This window comes from Terrabacter sp. 01T434 (assembly GCF_056398545.1).
The window spans coordinates 490,549-506,765 of record NZ_JBFTPP010000001.1; the positions used below are offsets into that span (position 1 = coordinate 490,549).

11 protein-coding genes are annotated in these 16,217 nt (G+C 72.6%); 9 read left to right on the forward strand and 2 right to left on the reverse strand.

The window, feature by feature from the left end:
* Positions 1-118 precede the first annotated feature (118 nt).
* The 7 genes from AC1DIW_RS02375 to AC1DIW_RS02405 all read left to right on the forward strand — a co-directional run bounded on the left by AC1DIW_RS02375 (position 119) and on the right by AC1DIW_RS02405 (position 12,276).
* Positions 119-547 (forward strand): Fur family transcriptional regulator, encoded by a 429-nt coding sequence (locus AC1DIW_RS02375; protein ID WP_442280035.1) that lies wholly within the window; start codon positions 119-121, stop codon positions 545-547.
* A gap of 79 nt (positions 548-626) precedes the next feature.
* The gene (gene katG, locus AC1DIW_RS02380; RefSeq protein WP_478106703.1) at positions 627-2,810 is read left to right on the forward strand and encodes a catalase/peroxidase HPI; all 2,184 of its coding nucleotides are present in this window, start codon (positions 627-629) and stop codon (positions 2,808-2,810) included.
* A gap of 186 nt (positions 2,811-2,996) precedes the next feature.
* The gene (locus AC1DIW_RS02385; RefSeq protein WP_478106324.1) at positions 2,997-3,515 is read left to right on the forward strand and encodes an NUDIX hydrolase; all 519 of its coding nucleotides are present in this window, start codon (positions 2,997-2,999) and stop codon (positions 3,513-3,515) included.
* Between the two features lie 123 nt (positions 3,516-3,638).
* The gene (locus AC1DIW_RS02390) at positions 3,639-6,869 is read left to right on the forward strand and encodes an ATP-dependent helicase (protein ID WP_478106325.1); all 3,231 of its coding nucleotides are present in this window, start codon (positions 3,639-3,641) and stop codon (positions 6,867-6,869) included.
* Positions 6,866-10,312, forward strand: a complete 3,447-nt coding sequence (locus tag AC1DIW_RS02395) for an ATP-dependent helicase (RefSeq protein WP_478106326.1) — start codon at positions 6,866-6,868, stop codon at positions 10,310-10,312. The genes AC1DIW_RS02390 and AC1DIW_RS02395 overlap by 4 nt, the downstream gene beginning before the upstream one ends.
* A 183-nt stretch (positions 10,313-10,495) precedes the next feature.
* Positions 10,496-11,446, forward strand: a complete 951-nt coding sequence (locus AC1DIW_RS02400; RefSeq protein WP_442280039.1) for an ATP-binding cassette domain-containing protein — start codon at positions 10,496-10,498, stop codon at positions 11,444-11,446.
* On the forward strand, positions 11,443-12,276 hold the full coding sequence (locus AC1DIW_RS02405) for an ABC transporter permease (protein WP_478106327.1): 834 nt from the start codon (positions 11,443-11,445) through the stop codon (positions 12,274-12,276). The genes AC1DIW_RS02400 and AC1DIW_RS02405 overlap by 4 nt, the downstream gene beginning before the upstream one ends.
* Before the next feature lie 134 nt (positions 12,277-12,410).
* Here the strand turns inward: AC1DIW_RS02405 and AC1DIW_RS02410 are convergent, their stop codons facing one another.
* The gene (locus AC1DIW_RS02410) at positions 12,411-13,874 is read right to left on the reverse strand and encodes a phosphotransferase (protein WP_478106328.1); all 1,464 of its coding nucleotides are present in this window, start codon (positions 13,872-13,874) and stop codon (positions 12,411-12,413) included.
* Between the two features lie 119 nt (positions 13,875-13,993).
* Between AC1DIW_RS02410 and nudC the strand changes: the two genes are divergently transcribed.
* Positions 13,994-15,004, forward strand: a complete 1,011-nt coding sequence (nudC, locus tag AC1DIW_RS02415; RefSeq protein WP_478106329.1) for an NAD(+) diphosphatase — start codon at positions 13,994-13,996, stop codon at positions 15,002-15,004.
* Between the two features lie 16 nt (positions 15,005-15,020).
* Here the strand turns inward: nudC and AC1DIW_RS02420 are convergent, their stop codons facing one another.
* On the reverse strand, positions 15,021-15,290 hold the full coding sequence (locus AC1DIW_RS02420) for a mycoredoxin (protein WP_442280043.1): 270 nt from the start codon (positions 15,288-15,290) through the stop codon (positions 15,021-15,023).
* Positions 15,291-15,373: 83 nt separating this feature from the next.
* Here AC1DIW_RS02420 and ppk2 point away from each other — a divergent pair, with 83 nt between their 5' ends.
* On the forward strand, positions 15,374-16,213 hold the full coding sequence (gene ppk2 / locus AC1DIW_RS02425) for a polyphosphate kinase 2 (protein ID WP_478106330.1): 840 nt from the start codon (positions 15,374-15,376) through the stop codon (positions 16,211-16,213).
* Positions 16,214-16,217 lie beyond the last annotated feature (4 nt).

The window sequence follows — 16,217 nt, forward strand, 5'->3', positions numbered from 1 at the left end:
GAACCCTGCGCGCCACCCGCATCGTACGAGACGCAGGCCAGCACCTGCGGGAGCCAGCGGCGCGGGGAGTCCACCGAGAAGACTTGATTGTTTCCAGAAAGCGGGACAGACTCGGACCATGTCCGGTGCCGACCTCGAGGAGCAGCTGCGCGAGTCGGGGCTGCGTGTCACGCGTCAACGTCTCGCCGTGCTCACGGTGCTGCACGACCACCCGCACACCGACACCGACACGGTGATCCGGCGGGTCCGGGAGGTCGCGGGGGACGTGTCGCACCAGGCCGTGTACGACGTCCTGCGAGCCCTCACCGAGGTCGGCCTCGTGCGTCGGATCCAGCCGACCGGCTCCGTGGCCCGCTACGAGGTCCGCGTCGGCGACAACCACCACCACGTCGTCTGCCGCTCGTGTGCCGCGATCGCCGACGTCGACTGCGCCGTCGGAGCGGCCCCCTGCCTCACGGCATCCGCCGACCACGGATTCCTCATCGACCAGGCCGAGGTGACGTACTGGGGACTGTGTCCCGCATGCGCCGCGGCGGCCGCTTCCTGAATGCCCATCCCGAAGAAGAGAAGGACGTCCCGTGTCTGAGCAGCAGCACACCGCCAAGCCTGACGCCGAAGTCGGCGAGATGAACGAGCCGGAGGCCGCCAAGTGCCCCGTGCCCCACGACCGCGCCACGCGACCCGGCGGGACGAGCAACGAGGAGTGGTGGCCGAACCGCCTCAACCTCAAGGTGCTGGCCAAGAACCCTGCCGTCGCAAACCCGCTCGGTGACGACTTCGACTACGCCGCGGCCTTCAACAGCCTCGACCTGGCCGCCGTCAAGGCCGACATCGCGGCCGTGCTCACCGACTCGCAGGACTGGTGGCCGGCAGACTTCGGGCACTACGGCCCGTTCATGATCCGCATGGCCTGGCACAGCGCCGGCACCTACCGCGTGCACGACGGCCGCGGAGGTGCGGGCGCCGGACAGCAGCGTTTCGCGCCGCTCAACTCCTGGCCTGACAACGGCAACCTCGACAAGGCCCGGCGCCTGTTGTGGCCGGTCAAGAAGAAGTACGGCCAGAAGCTCTCGTGGGCCGACCTCATCGTCCTCACCGGCAACGTCGCCCTCGAGTCGATGGGCTTCAAGACGTTCGGCTTCGGCGGCGGACGCGCGGACGTCTGGGAGCCGGACGACGACGTGTACTGGGGCTCGGAGGCCGAGTGGCTCGGCGACGAGCGCTACACCGGGGACCGGGACCTCGAGAGCCCGCTCGCAGCCGTCCAGATGGGCCTCATCTACGTCAACCCCGAGGGCCCCAACGGCACCCCCGACCCGCTCTCCTCGGCCCGTGACATCCGCGAGACGTTCGGCCGGATGGCGATGAACGACGAGGAGACCGTGGCCCTCATCGCCGGCGGCCACACCTTCGGCAAGACCCACGGTGCCGCCGACCCGCTGAAGTACGTCGGCAAGGAGCCCGAGGGAGCCCCGCTCGAGGAGCAGGGTCTCGGCTGGAAGCAGTCCTTCGGCACGGGGAAGCTCCAGGACGTCATCACCTCGGGCCTCGAGGTCACGTGGACCCCGACGCCGACGCAGTGGGACAACACCTTCTTCGACGTCCTCTTCGGCCACGAGTGGGAGCTCTCCCACAGCCCGGCCGGCGCGAACCAGTGGGTGGCCAAGGACGCCGAGGCGACCATCCCGGCCCCAAACGCCGACGGCGAGAAGCGACTGCCCACGATGCTGACGACCGACCTGGCACTGCGGGTCGACCCGGCATACGAGAAGATCTCGCGACGCTTCCACGAGAACCCGGCGGAGTTCGCCGACGCGTTCGCGCGCGCGTGGTTCAAGCTGACCCACCGCGACATGGGCCCCCTCGAGCGCTACCTCGGTCCCGAGGTGCCCCAGGAGGAGCTCCTCTGGCAGGACCCGCTGCCCGCCGCCTCGGGCGAGCCGGTCAGCGCGGAGGACGTCGCCACGCTGAAGCAGGCCATCGCCGACGCCGACCTGACCGTCACGCAGCTCGTCAAGGCGGCCTGGGCGTCCGCCTCGACGTTCCGCAGCAGCGACAAGCGCGGCGGCGCCAACGGTGCCCGCGTGCGCCTCGAGCCGCAGAGCGGCTGGGACGTCAACGACCCCGCCGAGCTCGCCACGACCCTGCGGGCGCTCGAGGGCATCCAGGCCGACTTCAACGGCCGCGGTGGCTCGACCGTCTCGCTCGCCGACCTCATCGTCCTCGGCGGCAACGTCGCGGTCGAGCAGGCTGCTGCCGCAGCCGGATTCACGGTCGAGGTGCCCTTCCGCCCCGGCCGCGTCGACGCCTCGCAGGAGCAGACCGATGTCGAGTCGTTCGGCTACCTCGAGCCGAAGCACGACGGCTTCCGCAACTACCTCGGCAAGTCCGGGCGCGTCCCGGCCGAGTACCTCCTCGTCGACCGCGCCAACCTGCTCGGGCTGTCGGCACCGCAGATGACGGTCCTCGTGGGCGGTCTGCGCGTCCTCGGCGCCAACACCGGAGGCTCGACGACAGGCGTGTTCACCGACCGTGTCGGCACGCTGAGCAACGACTTCTTCGTCAACCTGCTCGAGCTCGGCACCACGTGGACCGCTGCGAACGAGGGCGCCGACACGTTCACCGCGACCAACGCCGCCGGCGAGCAGACGTGGACCGGCAGCCGCGTCGACCTGCTCTTCGGGTCCAACTCCGAGCTGCGCGCCCTCGCCGAGGTCTACGCCAGCGACGACGCGGCCGAGAAGTTCGTCCACGACTTCGTCGCGGCCTGGTCGCACGTCATGGAGGCCGACCGCTTCGACGTGAAGTGATCGGCTGACGCACGCAGTGGGCCCGGGATGGCGTATGCCGTCCCGGGCCCTTCGCGTGCGGGTGCGGATCGGTCCGCACCGTCGACGGAGACACCCGATCCGATGAGTGACCGCTGAACCCGCGTCGCTCGCGCCGCGGGCCGTGACCGGCTTGCGGCCGGCCGCTGACGGCCCGATCATCTGGGCATGAACGAGACGCCTGGCGCAGCGAGGCGCAGACATGCGGTCCGGGCGGTCATCCTGGACGACGATGACCGTGTCCTGCTGTGCCGCTTCAGCTTCCCGCATCCAGCCGTACCGGCGGACGCCACGGTCGTGTGGGCCGCCCCCGGCGGCGGCATCGAGCCCGGTGAGCTGCCGCTGGCGGCACTGCGCCGGGAGCTGCACGAGGAGACGGGGCTCGTCCTCGACGCCGACCCGACCCATGTCTGGCACCAGGAGGTCGCCGCTCCGGGCCAGGCGGACGGCTACGACGGGCTGGTCAACGACTACTTCCTCGTCCGCACCGCGCGCTTCGACCCGCGCGGCGCGCTGTCCGACGCCGACCTCGCCGTCGAGCACATCACCGGGATGCGATGGTGGCGGCTCGCAGACATCGCCGGTTACGACGGAACCGACCTGTTCTCGCCCCGGGACCTCGCGACACCGCTGGCGGCGCTGATCGCCGGTGACCTCCCGGGCACGCCGGTGATGCTCGGCCTGTGATCTCCCGGTCCTGACAGGTCCGCTGTCGTGGTCCGGCAGCACGGGACGCGGGCGCGTGAGGGGGCACACGGCATACGCGATCGCCTCGAGCGCGGTGTCGGTCGGGCGTGATGGAATCCTCCGGTGGTCATCCTCCGTCGCGCTCCTGCCCTCGCCCCCGTGCGGGTGCGGCTCGACGACCGCCAGCAGGCCGCTCTCGACTCGTCCGCACGCGTGCTCCGCGTCCTCGGCGGGCCCGGGACCGGCAAGTCGACCCTCGCGGTCGAGCTCGTCGTCGACGCCGTCCGACAGCAGGGGCTGCGCGCCGACTCGTGCCTCGTCCTGACGTCGAGCCGCAGCGCTGCAGCCGCGCTGCGCCAGCAGGTCACCGCGCGCCTGGGCGGCACGTCGACGGAGTCCCTCGCGCGCACCTGGCAGGCGTTCGGCTTCGGCGTGCTGCGCGCCGAGGCGGCCCTGCGCGGCGAACCACCGCCTCGCCTGCTCAACGGCCCGGAGCAGGACGTCATCCTGCATGACCTGCTCGCCGGGCACGCCTCCGGAGAGGTGACGGGGCCGGAGTGGCCCCACGAGCTCCGGGAGGCCCTGACGACCCGCGGCTTCCGCAACGAGCTGCGCGACCTGCTCATGCGGTCGGTCGAGCTCGGGCAGGGGCCCGACGACCTGACACGGCTCGCCGTCGAGCACGACCGGCCCGAGTGGGCAGCGGCGGCGCATGTGCTGCGGGAGTACGACCAGGTCACCTCGTTCACCCGGCACGGGTCCTACGACCCCGCCTGGGTGCTGACGGCCGCCGCCGAGCTGCTCGACGAGGACCCGTCGGCCCTCGACCGCCTCCACGAGCGCATCCGTCTCGTCGTGGTCGACGAGGCCCAGGAGCTGACCTCCGCCGCGGCCCGGTTGCTTCGCGTCGTGGCCCGTCCCGGTGGGCCGCGGGTCGTCCTCATCGGCGACCCCGACGTCGCCGTCCAGACCTTCCGCGGCGCCGACCCGCGGTTCCTCGCCGACGGGTGGACCGACCTCGCCGGCTCCGGGCGCGACCCGCGCTTCGTCGGCGGCCTCTTCGACCTGCTCGACGACCGCGACGAGGGCGAGACCGTCGTCCTGGACCGCACGCACCGGTTCGGGGCAGCCATGGCCGGAGTGGCCGACCGGGTGTCCCGCCGCATCGGGGCTCTCGGCGGCGGGGAGCAGCGACGGATGACGCCGGCGACGGATGATCCGGCACGCGGCACCGTCGAGGTGGCGCTGCTGCGGTCGGCCGCGCAGGAGACGGCGCACGTCGCGGCCCTGCTGCGACGCGCCCACCTCGTCGAGGGCGTGCCGTGGACCGACATGGCCGTCGTCGTCCGCGGTTCTGGGCGTGCCGACACGATGCGCCGGCTCCTCGGTCAGGCCGGGGTGCCGGTCGAGGCCGGCAGCGCGGAGGCCCCGGTGCGCGACGAGAGCGCGGTCAGACCACTCCTGCACCTGCTCGAGGAGAGCATCGAGATCGCGCGTGCCGACCATCGCGGCGAGTCCCACACCATCGACCCGGTCAGGGCGGCCGACCTGGTCCTCTCGCCGGTCGGCGGGTCCGACACCGTCGGACTGCGGCGGCTTCGGAGACTCCTGCGACAGGACGAGCTCGCCGCTGGTGGTGGACGGTCCAGCGACGAGCTGCTGGCCGAGCTGCTCCAGTCGCCGCCGCGGGCCCGGACGCTCGGGTCGACCGCGCGACCTGCCGAGCGCATCGCGACGGCGCTGGCCGCGGGTGCCGCTGCTGCGCGGGTGGACGACGACGGCCGCTGGGCCCGCGGGGTCACGGCCGAGTCCGTGCTCTGGGCCCTCTGGCAGGGTGCCGGGGTCGCCGAAGGCTGGCGCCGGCAGGCGCTCTCCGGCGGGGCGTCGGGCGAGCGCGCGGACCGCGACCTGGACGCGGTGCTCGCGCTCTTCGACGCTGCGGGGGCCTTCGTGGACCGGCTGCCCACCGCCGGACCCGACACCTTCCTCGAGCACATCCAGGGGCAGGACGTCCCCGGCGACACGTTGCTCGTCGGCGCACAGTCGGGCGGTCGCGTCGCGCTGCTGACGCCGCAGACCGCTGCCGGCCGACAGTGGCGCATCGTCGTCGTCGCCGGCGTCCAGGAGGGCGTCTGGCCCGACCTGCGCCTGCGCGGTTCCGTCCTCGGCTCCGAGGACCTCGTCGACGTCGTGGCGCAGCGACCCCTCGGCTTCCGGGCCGCGCAGGCCGCCGTGCGCTACGACGAGACGCGTCTCTTCCTCGTCGCCGTCACCCGGGCCACCGAGCGCCTTCTCGTCACCGCAGTCGGCAACGAGGACGAGCAGCCCTCCGTCTACCTCGACCTCGTCGATCCACCGGCGACGACCCGGCTCGCCGACGAGGTGCGCCCGCACTCCGAGGTCGCCCGCACGATGACCCTGCCGGGACTCGTCGGAGAGCTCCGCCGCGAGGCGGTGGACCCGGATCCGGCCGTCGCCGAGCCGGCCCTCAACCTGCTCGCCGTGGCGGCCCGTGAAGGGGTGCGCGGCGCCGACCCGAGGTCGTGGTGGGCGCTGCGGTCGGTCACGAGCGAGCGCCCGGTGCGCCGGCCCGACGAGCCCGTTCCCGTGTCTCCGTCGAAGGTCACCTACTTCTCCGAGTGCGGGTTGCGCTGGTTCCTCACCTCGGTCGGGGGTGAAGGGGTTTCCCTCGGCGCCGCGTCGGTCGGCACGTTCGTCCACGACATCGTCGCCGAGCTGCCCGATGCGCCTCTCGTCGAGCTGAAGCGCGAGGTCGACGAGCGCTGGGGCAGGCTCGGGCTCAAGCCGGGATGGGTCACCGACCGCACCCACCAGGAGGCGCACGACATGGTGGCCCGGTTCGCGGCCTACCGCGACGGGGCCGAGCGGGAGTGGGAGCGTGTCGGCATCGAGACCGGCTTCCGGGTCGAGGTCGGTCGGGCCGTCGTGGCCGGCCGCGTCGACCGCATCGAACGTGACGCCGAGGGGCGGCTGCGCATCGTCGACCTCAAGACCGGCAAGTCCAAGCCGACCAAGGCCGAGCTCGCCGAGCACGGACAGCTCGGCGCCTACCAGGTGGCCGTCGAGGAGGGCGGCTTCCCCGACCTCGGTGAGCGCAGCGCCGGGGCCGCGCTCGTCTTCATCGGCAAGGGCGGCCTGTCGGGACTCAAGCCGAGCGTGCTGCCGCAACCGCCGCTCGCCGGCAGCACCGACCCGACGTGGGCGCGGACCCTGGTCGAGGAGACCGCAGAGGGGATGGGCGCGGGGGAGTTCCGTGCCTCCCAGGGCAAGGCGTGCGAGACCTGCCCGGTGCGATCCTCGTGCCCGGTCCAGCCCGAGGGGGACGCGCTGTGACGACCATCGAGGCCTCGAACGCGACCGGCCGCGCGACGGCGGTGCAGCACAGCGCGCTCGACATCGCCACGGCGCTCGAGATGCCGCCGCCCACTGCTGAGCAGTCCGCCGTCATCGAGGCCGGCGCCCGCCCCCTGCTCGTCGTCGCGGGCGCCGGCTCGGGCAAGACCGAGACGATGGCCGCGCGCGTCGTGTGGCTCGTCGCCAACGGCCTCGTCGACCCCGACCAGGTGCTCGGCCTCACCTTCACCCGCAAGGCCGCGGCCGAGCTCTCCCAGCGCATCGCCAAGCGACTGCGCGGTCTCGAGCGTGCGGGCATCTGGACGCCGCCCGCTGACGACGGCACGGGCGCAGAGGTGCTCGGCGGCACCCCGACCGTCTCGACCTACCATGCGTATGCTGGCCGTCTCGTCCGCGAGCACGCGCTCCGCGTGGGCATCGAGCCGGAGTTCCGCATCCTCACCGAGGCCGGCGCCTGGCAGCTCGCCGCCGAGGCGGTGTCCCGGTGGGACGGCCCGATGGACGACGTCGTCAAGAGCGAGGCCACCGTCATCCAGGCCGTCATGGCGCTCGCCGGTGAGATGGCCGAGCACGTACGCACCCCGGGCGAGGTCATGGAGCACCTCGATGCCGTACTCGCCCGACTGGACGCGCTGCCCGACGGCGAGGGCCGCGGTTCGCTCACGGCCGCCCGCGACGCCGTGGCCGTGCTGCGCGAGCGGCGCACGGTTCTGCCCATCGTCGAGGCGTTCCTCGCCCTCAAGCGCGAGCGCGAGTCCCTCGACTTCGCCGACCAGATGGCCATCGCGGCGCGTCTGACCCGCTCGATCCCGGCCGTCGGAGAGACCGAGCGACAGCGGTTCCGGGCCGTGCTGCTCGACGAGTTCCAGGACACCTCCGAGGCCCAGCTCGAGCTGCTGCGCTCGCTCTTCCACCACCCCGGAGTCGCACTGACGGCGGTCGGCGACCCGAACCAGTCGATCTACGGGTGGCGCGGAGCGAGCGCGACGACGCTGCTGCGCTTCCCCTCCGAGTTCGCGGGCGATGCAGGCCCTGCCGACGTGCTCCCGCTCTCGACGAGCTGGCGCAACGACTCCCTCATCCTCGACGCGGCCAACACCGTCGCGGCGCCGCTCGCGACCGAGCACGTGCAACCGCTCAGGCCTCGCCCCGGCGCCGGTGTCGGCTCGATCGAGGTGGCCCGGCTGGAGACCGCGGAGGAGGAGGCCGACCACCTGGCCGGCTGGATCGCCTCGCACTGGTTCAGCCCCAGTGGGCGCCGCACCGGCCGCAGCGCCGCGGTGCTGTGCCGTCGGCGCTCGACCTTCCCGCTGGTCCTCGAGGCGCTGCGGCGCCGCCAGCTCCCCGTCGAGGTCGTCGGGCTGGGCGGCCTGCTCGTGACCCCCGAGGTCAGCGACCTCGTGTCAGCGCTCTGGGTCGTGCAGGACCCGACCCGGGGTGACCAGCTGATGCGCCTGCTCACCGGTCCTGTCGTGCGCCTCGGGGCGGCCGACCTCGCCGGGCTGTGGGCCTGGGCGCGCGAGCTGCACTCCAGGACCCCCCGCCCGGGAGCGGTGCCGACCGCTCCCGACGCGTCGGCGGTGCCGGAGCCGACGCCGTCGACCATGACGGAGCAGGCGGTCGACGCCCCGACGGCATCAGGCGCCGCCGATCCGGCCGCCGACCGCCGCGGGTCCGACCTCGCGGCCGACAGCGCCGACACGGCCACGCTCGTCGAGGCCCTCGACGAGCTGCCCCGGGCCGGGTGGACCGCCCGAGACGGCGCCCGGATCAGCGACGAGGCCCTCGGCCGCCTGCACGACCTCGGTGACGTCGTGCGGCGCCTGCGCCGCCTCACCGCGCTGCCGCTCGTCGACCTCGTCGCCGAGGCCGAGGTCGCGATCGGGCTCGACATCGAGGTGCTCTCGCGTCCCGAGCACACCGCGTCGACGGCGCGAGTGCACCTCGACGCCTTCGCCGACGTCGCCGCCCGCTACGCCACCACTGCCGATCGCCCCACGCTCTCCGGCTTCCTCAGCTGGCTCGACGCCGCGCGCGACCAGGAGCGCGGACTCGATGCCGGGCACGCCGAGTCCGACGCGGACGCCGTGCAGGTGCTCACCGTCCACGCCGCCAAGGGACTCGAGTGGGACGTGGTCGCCGTCCCCACCCTCGTCGAGGGCGTCTTCCCCGCCCACGGCGCGACCGCGGTGTCGCCCGTCGCGGACAGCGACCCCACGGCATACGCCTGCTCCGGCGACGTCAAGGACAAGGGCTGGCTCGTGGGGCTCGACTCGCTGCCCTACGACCTGCGCGGTGACCGGGCGGGCCTGCCGCACCTGGACTGGCGCGGAGTCCCGGACCGCAGGACGCTGAGCGCCGCCATCGATGCGTTCGTCCTCGAGGGCGGCCGCCACGCCGTCGCCGAGGAGCGACGCCTCGCCTACGTCGCGCTGACGCGGGCGCGATCCTCGATGCTGCTGACCACACACCTGTGGGGAGCTGCGAAGAAGACGCTGTCGGTGCCGTCCCGCTTCCTGACCGAGGTCGAGGACTCCCTCCCGGATGCCGTCGTGCGCACGGTCTGGGTTCCCGCACCCGAGCCCGTCGTGGACGACAAGGGCAAGGCGGCGGCACCGACCAACCCGCACCTCGCCGTCCCGGTCTCGCAGCTGTGGCCGCACGACCCGATGGGTGCCCGACGCGCCGCCCTCATCGACGTCCACCGTCGCATCATCTCGCTGGCCGAGGCCGGGCCCACTGTGCCGCAAGGAGATCCGCGGGTGGACGACCTGCGCATCCTCCTCGCGGAGCAGGCGGCACGGCGATCGAGGGGTGAGCCGGTCGTCGACGTCCCACGTCACCTCTCGGCCTCAGCGGTCGTGTCGTTGGCCCGTGACGCCGAGGCCTTCGCGATGTCCCTCCGCCGTCCGATGCCGAGCCCGCCGGCGGTCGCCGCCCGCCAGGGCACCGCCTTCCACGCCTGGATCGAGGAGCACTACTCCCGCGCCGCGTTCGTCGACCTGCTCGACCTGCCCGGCAGCGCCGATGAGGGCGCTGCCGACGACGGCGATCTCGACTCCATGAAGGAGCGTTTTCTCGCCAGCGAGTGGGCCGATCGCATCCCCGAGGAGATCGAGATGTCGATCGAGACGATCATCGACGGCATCGCGGTTCGAGGTCGTGTGGATGCCGTGTTCCCCCGCGACGACGGGGGGTGGACGGTCGTCGACTGGAAGACCGGTGCCCGGCCCACCGGGCGAGATGCCGCCGTCCGTGCCCTCCAGCTCGGGGCGTATGCCGTCGCCTTCGCCCGGCTGCGCGATGTCGACCCGTCGCTCGTCGACGCGGCGTTCTACTACGCGGGGGAGGGCGTCACCGTCCGTCCCGACCTCCCGGGCGAGGCGGCGCTCGTCGACCTCCTGCGCACCCTTCCCGACTAGGGACCTACGCGGGCGCCTTCGGTCCGCGCGGCCACAGTCTGCGCACAGGTGGATCAGGCACCCTGCGGGGGCCTGCCGGTTCGGTGGGCACTCTGCCGTGCGGGACCAGTCAGCGTGAGCATCAGGAAGCTCCTCGGATGCCTGGTCCTTCGGTCCACCAACCTGACGACGAAAGAGCTACCCATGATCGAGGCCCTGGGTCTCACGAAGCGCTACGGCCAGAAAACCGCCGTCGACGACCTCACCTTCACTGTGAAGCCAGGGGTGGTCACCGGGTTCCTGGGCCCCAACGGCGCCGGCAAGTCCACGACGATGCGCATGATTCTGGGACTGGACGCTCCCACCGCGGGCACTGTCCGCGTGAACGGGAAGGCGTACCGCGAGCACACCGCCCCGCTGCACGAAGTGGGCGCCCTGCTGGAGGCGCGGTCGGTCCACACGGGCCGCAGCGCGTTCAACCACCTGCTGGCCCTGGCCCAGACCGCCGGCATCTCTCGGGGCCGGGTCGACGAGGTGGTCGACCTGGTCGGCCTGCGCGAGGTCGCCAAGAAGCGGGCCGGGGGCTTCTCGCTCGGGATGGGGCAGCGGCTCGGCATCGCCTCGGCCCTGCTGGGTGACCCGCAGACCGTCATCCTCGACGAGCCGGTCAACGGTCTCGACCCCGACGGCATCCGCTGGATCCGCAACCTGCTCAAGTCGTTGGCCGCCGAAGGGCGCACCGTGTTCGTCTCCTCGCACCTGATGAGCGAGATGGCCCAGACCGCCGAGCACCTCATCGTCGTCGGACGAGGGAAGCTGATCGCGAACACCAGTGTCCAGGAATTCATCGCGAGCTCCTCGGGCAACCGGGTGCGGGTCCGCACGACCGACCCTCACGCGCTTGCGACGGTACTCGCCGGGCCAAACGTGACCGTCGAGAGCACCGGCGGCGACGCGCTGGAGGTGAGCGGGCTGAGCACCGACCAGATCGGTCTCGCGGCCGGCGGCGCCGGTATCACCCTGCTCGAGCTGTCCGCCCAGCAGACCTCGCTGGAGGAGGCCTTCATGGACCTGACCAAGGACGCCGTCGAGTACCACGGCGCCACGACCACCGAGGGCGGCAGCGCTCTCGAGACCGCCGGAGCGAACCGATGAGCACTGCAACCACGAGCAGCACCGCGCTGCGTCCACGCACGTCGCCTCAGAAGAAGGTCACCCAGGCGCGGGTTGTCCTGTCGGAGTGGACCAAGCTGCGTTCCCTTCGCTCGACCATCTTCTCCATGCTCGCCGCGGTCGTCTTCATCGTCGGGCTCTCCATCCTCGTGCCGTCCGTGACCGTCGCGCACTGGCCGCCACACAATCCTCGTGAGGCGGCCGGCTTCGACCCCACCTCGCGCAGCCTGGCCGGCATCTTCCTCGCACAGCTGGCCATCGGCGTCCTGGGTGTCCTGCTCATCACCGGTGAGTACGCAACCGGGATGATCCGGGCGACCCTTGCGGCCGTCCCGTCCCGTCTGCCCGTGCTGTGGGCCAAGGCCGCGGTCTTCGCCGCCGTGACGCTGGTGCTGACCGTCCCGTCGGTGCTCGGCGCGTTCCTGATCGGGCAGTCGATCCTGGGGGCCAAGCACCTGCAGGCCGGGTTGGGTGACCCGGGCGTGCTGCGTGCCGTGCTCGGGGCCGCGTTGTACCTGACCGTGGTCGGCCTGCTAGGCCTGGGCCTCGGCGCCCTGCTGCGCAACACCGCCGGCGGCATCTCCGCCCTGTTCGGCGTGCTGTTCGTCCTCCCGATCATCGTGCGCTTCCTGCCCGCGTCGTGGGCCGACCCGATCGACAAGTACCTGCCCAGCACGGTCGGGGAGGGCATCACCCACGTGCACGCCGACCCGGCCGCGTTGGCTCCGTGGGCCGGCTTCGCTCTCTTCTGCGGGTATGCCGCCGTCATCCTGGGCCTGGCCGCGATCCGCCTGCGGCGGCGCGACGCCTGACCACCTATGCCCACGGTGACGGCGAGGAGCGCGATCCTCCCGCGCAGTCGCTGGCCCGGCAAGCCTTCGGCGCGACCCTCGGGCTGATCGGCGACCGCGTCAACCGGGAACCGGTGTCGCACGGGCGTGCGTGTTCAGCCAGGGGGTTGATGGGCGTGATCGGGCTTGGGGACCGGCACGAAGTCGGAGGCGCCCTCGTGGAGGTCGAGCACTCCGTCCGCGTCCTCGGGCAGCGCCTCGACCTCGTCGATCTCGAATGGTGACGCGTCAGGGTCCGCCGCGACGACAGGGACGGGTTGCGAGTCCTCGAGGTCCGGGTCGTCGGTGTCGGTCACGGGCAACGCCGACTCGGCGCCGGCGCGTGTCGGCGCGGGGTCCGGCGTCGTCGTCCCCGACGGGTCGGTGTGGGCATCTGGCGGCGCGGCGGCAGATGCCTCCCCGGTATTGCCCTCGTCACCGCCCGCACGCCGGTCGTCCACGAGGTCCGTCATCGAGATGGCCTGGGTCTCGCCGAGCATCGGGAAGGGCGCGTGCGGCTGGGTGGCGTCCCACTCGGGTTCGGGTCGCTCAGCCCGCTGGCGGGCGGGGTCCTCGCGATCGAGCACGGGGGTGGCCTGCTCACGGGCCTGTCTGGTGCGCTCGCTGCGCTCGGCGTCCTCCCGGGCGTGACGGCGGTCGGCCGCCTCGACACGGGCGTCGAGAGTCCGCAGCTGCTCGGCGGTGCGCTCGACGACGTCCAGCCGTCCCGAGGAGAGGGCGTGCAGCAGGGCCCGGAGGGGCGTCATCTCGGCTGCGAGGCGGGCGCGCCGCACGAGGTGGACGTCCGGCCGTTCGATGCGGGAGGCGGCGTAGGCCTCGAGGACGGCGTCGAGCGTCGCCGGCGGGGCGACACTGGCGAGCTCGGCGAAGTCGTCGGCCGGGTCGCCGACGCGGCTCTCCTCCCACGCCAGGACTCCGCGGATGTGGCCGGTCGACGAGTCGCTGTCGTCGTCGAACGACGCGAGGACGTTCTGGCCGGTGAACGTGCCGTGGACCGCGCTCGGGGCGAAGCGCCACAGCGAGACGTCCTCGAGCGCGTGCTCCCAGCGGGTGAGCAGGCCGGTCGGCACGTGCCCCGTGGCGGCGGCACGGTCGAGCTCGGAGAGCTGGCGTCGGCGGTGCGCCTCGGCGTCGTACGACGGGCGACCGGCCTCCTCGAACAGCAGGTGCTCCACGTTGTGGATGTGCGCGAGCGTGCGGCCGACCTCGACCGTCAGGGGCCCCGGCGTGAGAGCGGCGAAGTCCAGCGGGCGGCCAGGGACGCGCAGGTACACGGTGGCCCGCCCCTCGGGCACCGGAGCGAAGCCCCGCACCATCGGCATGGCCACGTCGAGCCGACGCCCCAGCAGCCCGGAGAGCGCGGAGATGTCATCGAGCATCGCCCCCGCGGCGGCGGTGCACGGCGCCTTGACGACCCACCGGCGGTCCTGGCTGTCCTGCACGTAGGCGATCTCGAAGAGGTCGCCCGGCTCGCCCGGCACACCCTCCACCGTCACCGGATCGAGGCCCGGCACGGCCGAGCTCGCCAGGGCGGCGAGGAAGAGGGGGCTGCGTGTCACGACACCACCGTAGGTCGTACGACGCGCCCAGCGTGGGAGGCGAGGCGCGCCGTCGTCCGTTCGGCCCGCGGCGCTCGGCCCCTACAGGGTGACGCGAGCGCGCCCTCTAGGGTGGCCGTGTGGCACTGACCGACGAGACCCTGGCCGATCTGGCGCTCTCGCGCAGCGCGCTGGGCCGGGTGGCGCTCGAGCGCCGTCGTCCCGACATCCTCACCGAGCTGCTCGACGACCCTCGCACCCGAGTCGCCGAGATCCGGGGCGACCGGATGCGCGTGGCACCGTCGCGCGACGGGCGCGACGGGCGCGACGGGCGCGACGGCGCCACCGGCGACGGCCGTCTCCAGCTCGCGCTCCGCGCCCCCGAGGCCGCGGACCACGCCGGCCTGGGACTGCACCTGGGGCGCGACGCGGACGGCACGGCATACGTCGGCGTCGTGACCCGTGAGGTCGGCAGCGGTCCGGCAGACGGCGCGAGCGACCCGGCGGCCGATGGTTGGCTCACCCTGCGGCAGGCCGGGGAGGCCCTCGCGCCGCGCGACGCCGGGGTGTTCACGACCGCCCTGGCCCTGGCGAACTGGCACGCCACCCACCGCTTCTGCCCGCGTTGCGGCGCGCCCACGGAACCCACCCAGGCGGGCTGGGTGCGGCGGTGCGAGCGGGAGGGCAGCGAGCACTACCCACGCACCGACCCTGCTGTCATCATGTCGGTCGTCGACCCGGACGACCGTCTGCTGCTCGGTCGTGGTGCGCACTGGCCGGAGGGGCGGTTCTCGGTGCTCGCCGGCTTCGTCGAGCCGGGGGAGGCGTTCGAGGCCGCGGTCGCCCGCGAGGTCGCCGAGGAGGTCGGCGTCACCGTGGACGGGGCTCGCTACCTGGGCAACCAGCCCTGGCCGTTCCCGTCGTCGGTGATGATCGGCTTCGCCGCCACGACCCGGGAGACGGAGCTGACCATCGACCCCGTCGAGATGGCCGAGGCACGCTGGGTGACGCGCGATGAGTACCGTGACCTGCTGCTGAGCGACACGATCCGCACCCCGAGTGGCATCTCGATCGCCAAGCGGATCATCGAGCACTGGCTGGGCCAGACGGTCGAGTCCGTGCTGCCGCCCGGACGTGCGGGAGGGTTCTGAAGCCGCGAGGGGTTCGTCAGCCGGCGAGGCGGGAACGCACCTCCGCGAGCGACGGGTTGGTCGCGGCCGATCCGTCGGGGAAGACGACCGTCGGGACGGTGCGGTTGCCGCCGTTGACGCGCTCGACGAAGTCGACGTGCTCGGGGTTGGCCTCGAGGTCGATCTCGGTGAACGGCACGCCCTCGCGGGTCAGCTGGCCCTTGAGGCGCGTGCAGTAGCCGCACCACGTCGTCGTGAACATCGTGATCGAGCCCTCGTCGGGCCTGACCTGGCTGGTGTCTGGCATCGGTTCCTCTGTCGTCCTGTGCGCGGGGTGTCGCCTTGGGGACGGGGGCCACGGGCGTCGTCCCTCGGTGCAAGGATGACCCCATGGCCAAACGCCGTGCAAAACGACCCCGGAGGATGGACCTCGACGTCTACGAGACCGAGGTCCGTCGCCTGCAGGCGGAGCTCGTCGCGTTCCAGGAGTGGGTGCGCGCCACCGGTCAGCGTGTCGTCGTCGTCTTCGAGGGTCGCGACGCCGCCGGCAAGGGATCGGCGATCAAGCGGATCACCGAGTACCTCAGCCCGCGCGTCGCCCGCATCGCGGCGCTCCCGGCACCGACCGACCGCGAGAAGTCGCAGTGGTACTTCCAGCGCTACATCGCCCACCTGCCCGCCGCGGGCGAGATCGTGCTGTTCGACCGGTCCTGGTACAACCGTGCCGGCGTCGAGCGCGTCATGGGCTTCTGCACCGACGCGCAGTACTCCCGCTTCCTCGAGCAGGCGCCCGTCTTCGAGCAGATGCTCGTCGACGACGGCATCATCCTGCGCAAGTACTGGTTCAGCGTCTCCGACGTCGAGCAGGAGCGCCGCTTCCGCTCCCGCGCCAAGGACCCCATGCGCCAGTGGAAGCTCTCGCCGATGGACCTCGAGTCGATCACCCGGTGGGAGGACTACTCCGAGGCGAAGGACATCATGATGGCCGAGACGAGCACCGACCATGCGCCGTGGCACGTCGTCGAGTCCGAGGACAAGCGCCGCTCGCGGGTCAACGTCATGCACCACCTGCTCAGCTCCATCCCGCATGCCGACGTGGCCCCCGACGTACCCCGCGTCCCGAAGCGCCCGGCCCCGCGCGGTTACGAGCGCCCGCCGCAGCACGAGCAGAACTATGTGCCGGACCACGCCGCGCGCGTGCTGGCCACCTCGAAGGGTGATCACTCCTGAGCGC

Bases quoted from the DNA above. Each gene is read 5' to 3' on its own strand.
- AC1DIW_RS02405 (WP_478106327.1), top strand. From the start codon at position 11,443: ATGAGCACTGCAACCACGAGCAGCACCGCGCTGCGTCCACGCACGTCG.
- AC1DIW_RS02420 (WP_442280043.1), bottom strand. From the start codon at position 15,290: ATGCCAGACACCAGCCAGGTCAGGCCCGACGAGGGCTCGATCACGATG.
- katG (WP_478106703.1), top strand. From the start codon at position 627: ATGAACGAGCCGGAGGCCGCCAAGTGCCCCGTGCCCCACGACCGCGCC.
- AC1DIW_RS02400 (WP_442280039.1), top strand. From the start codon at position 10,496: ATGATCGAGGCCCTGGGTCTCACGAAGCGCTACGGCCAGAAAACCGCC.
- ppk2 (WP_478106330.1), top strand. From the start codon at position 15,374: ATGGCCAAACGCCGTGCAAAACGACCCCGGAGGATGGACCTCGACGTC.
- AC1DIW_RS02375 (WP_442280035.1), top strand. From the start codon at position 119: ATGTCCGGTGCCGACCTCGAGGAGCAGCTGCGCGAGTCGGGGCTGCGT.
- AC1DIW_RS02385 (WP_478106324.1), top strand. From the start codon at position 2,997: ATGAACGAGACGCCTGGCGCAGCGAGGCGCAGACATGCGGTCCGGGCG.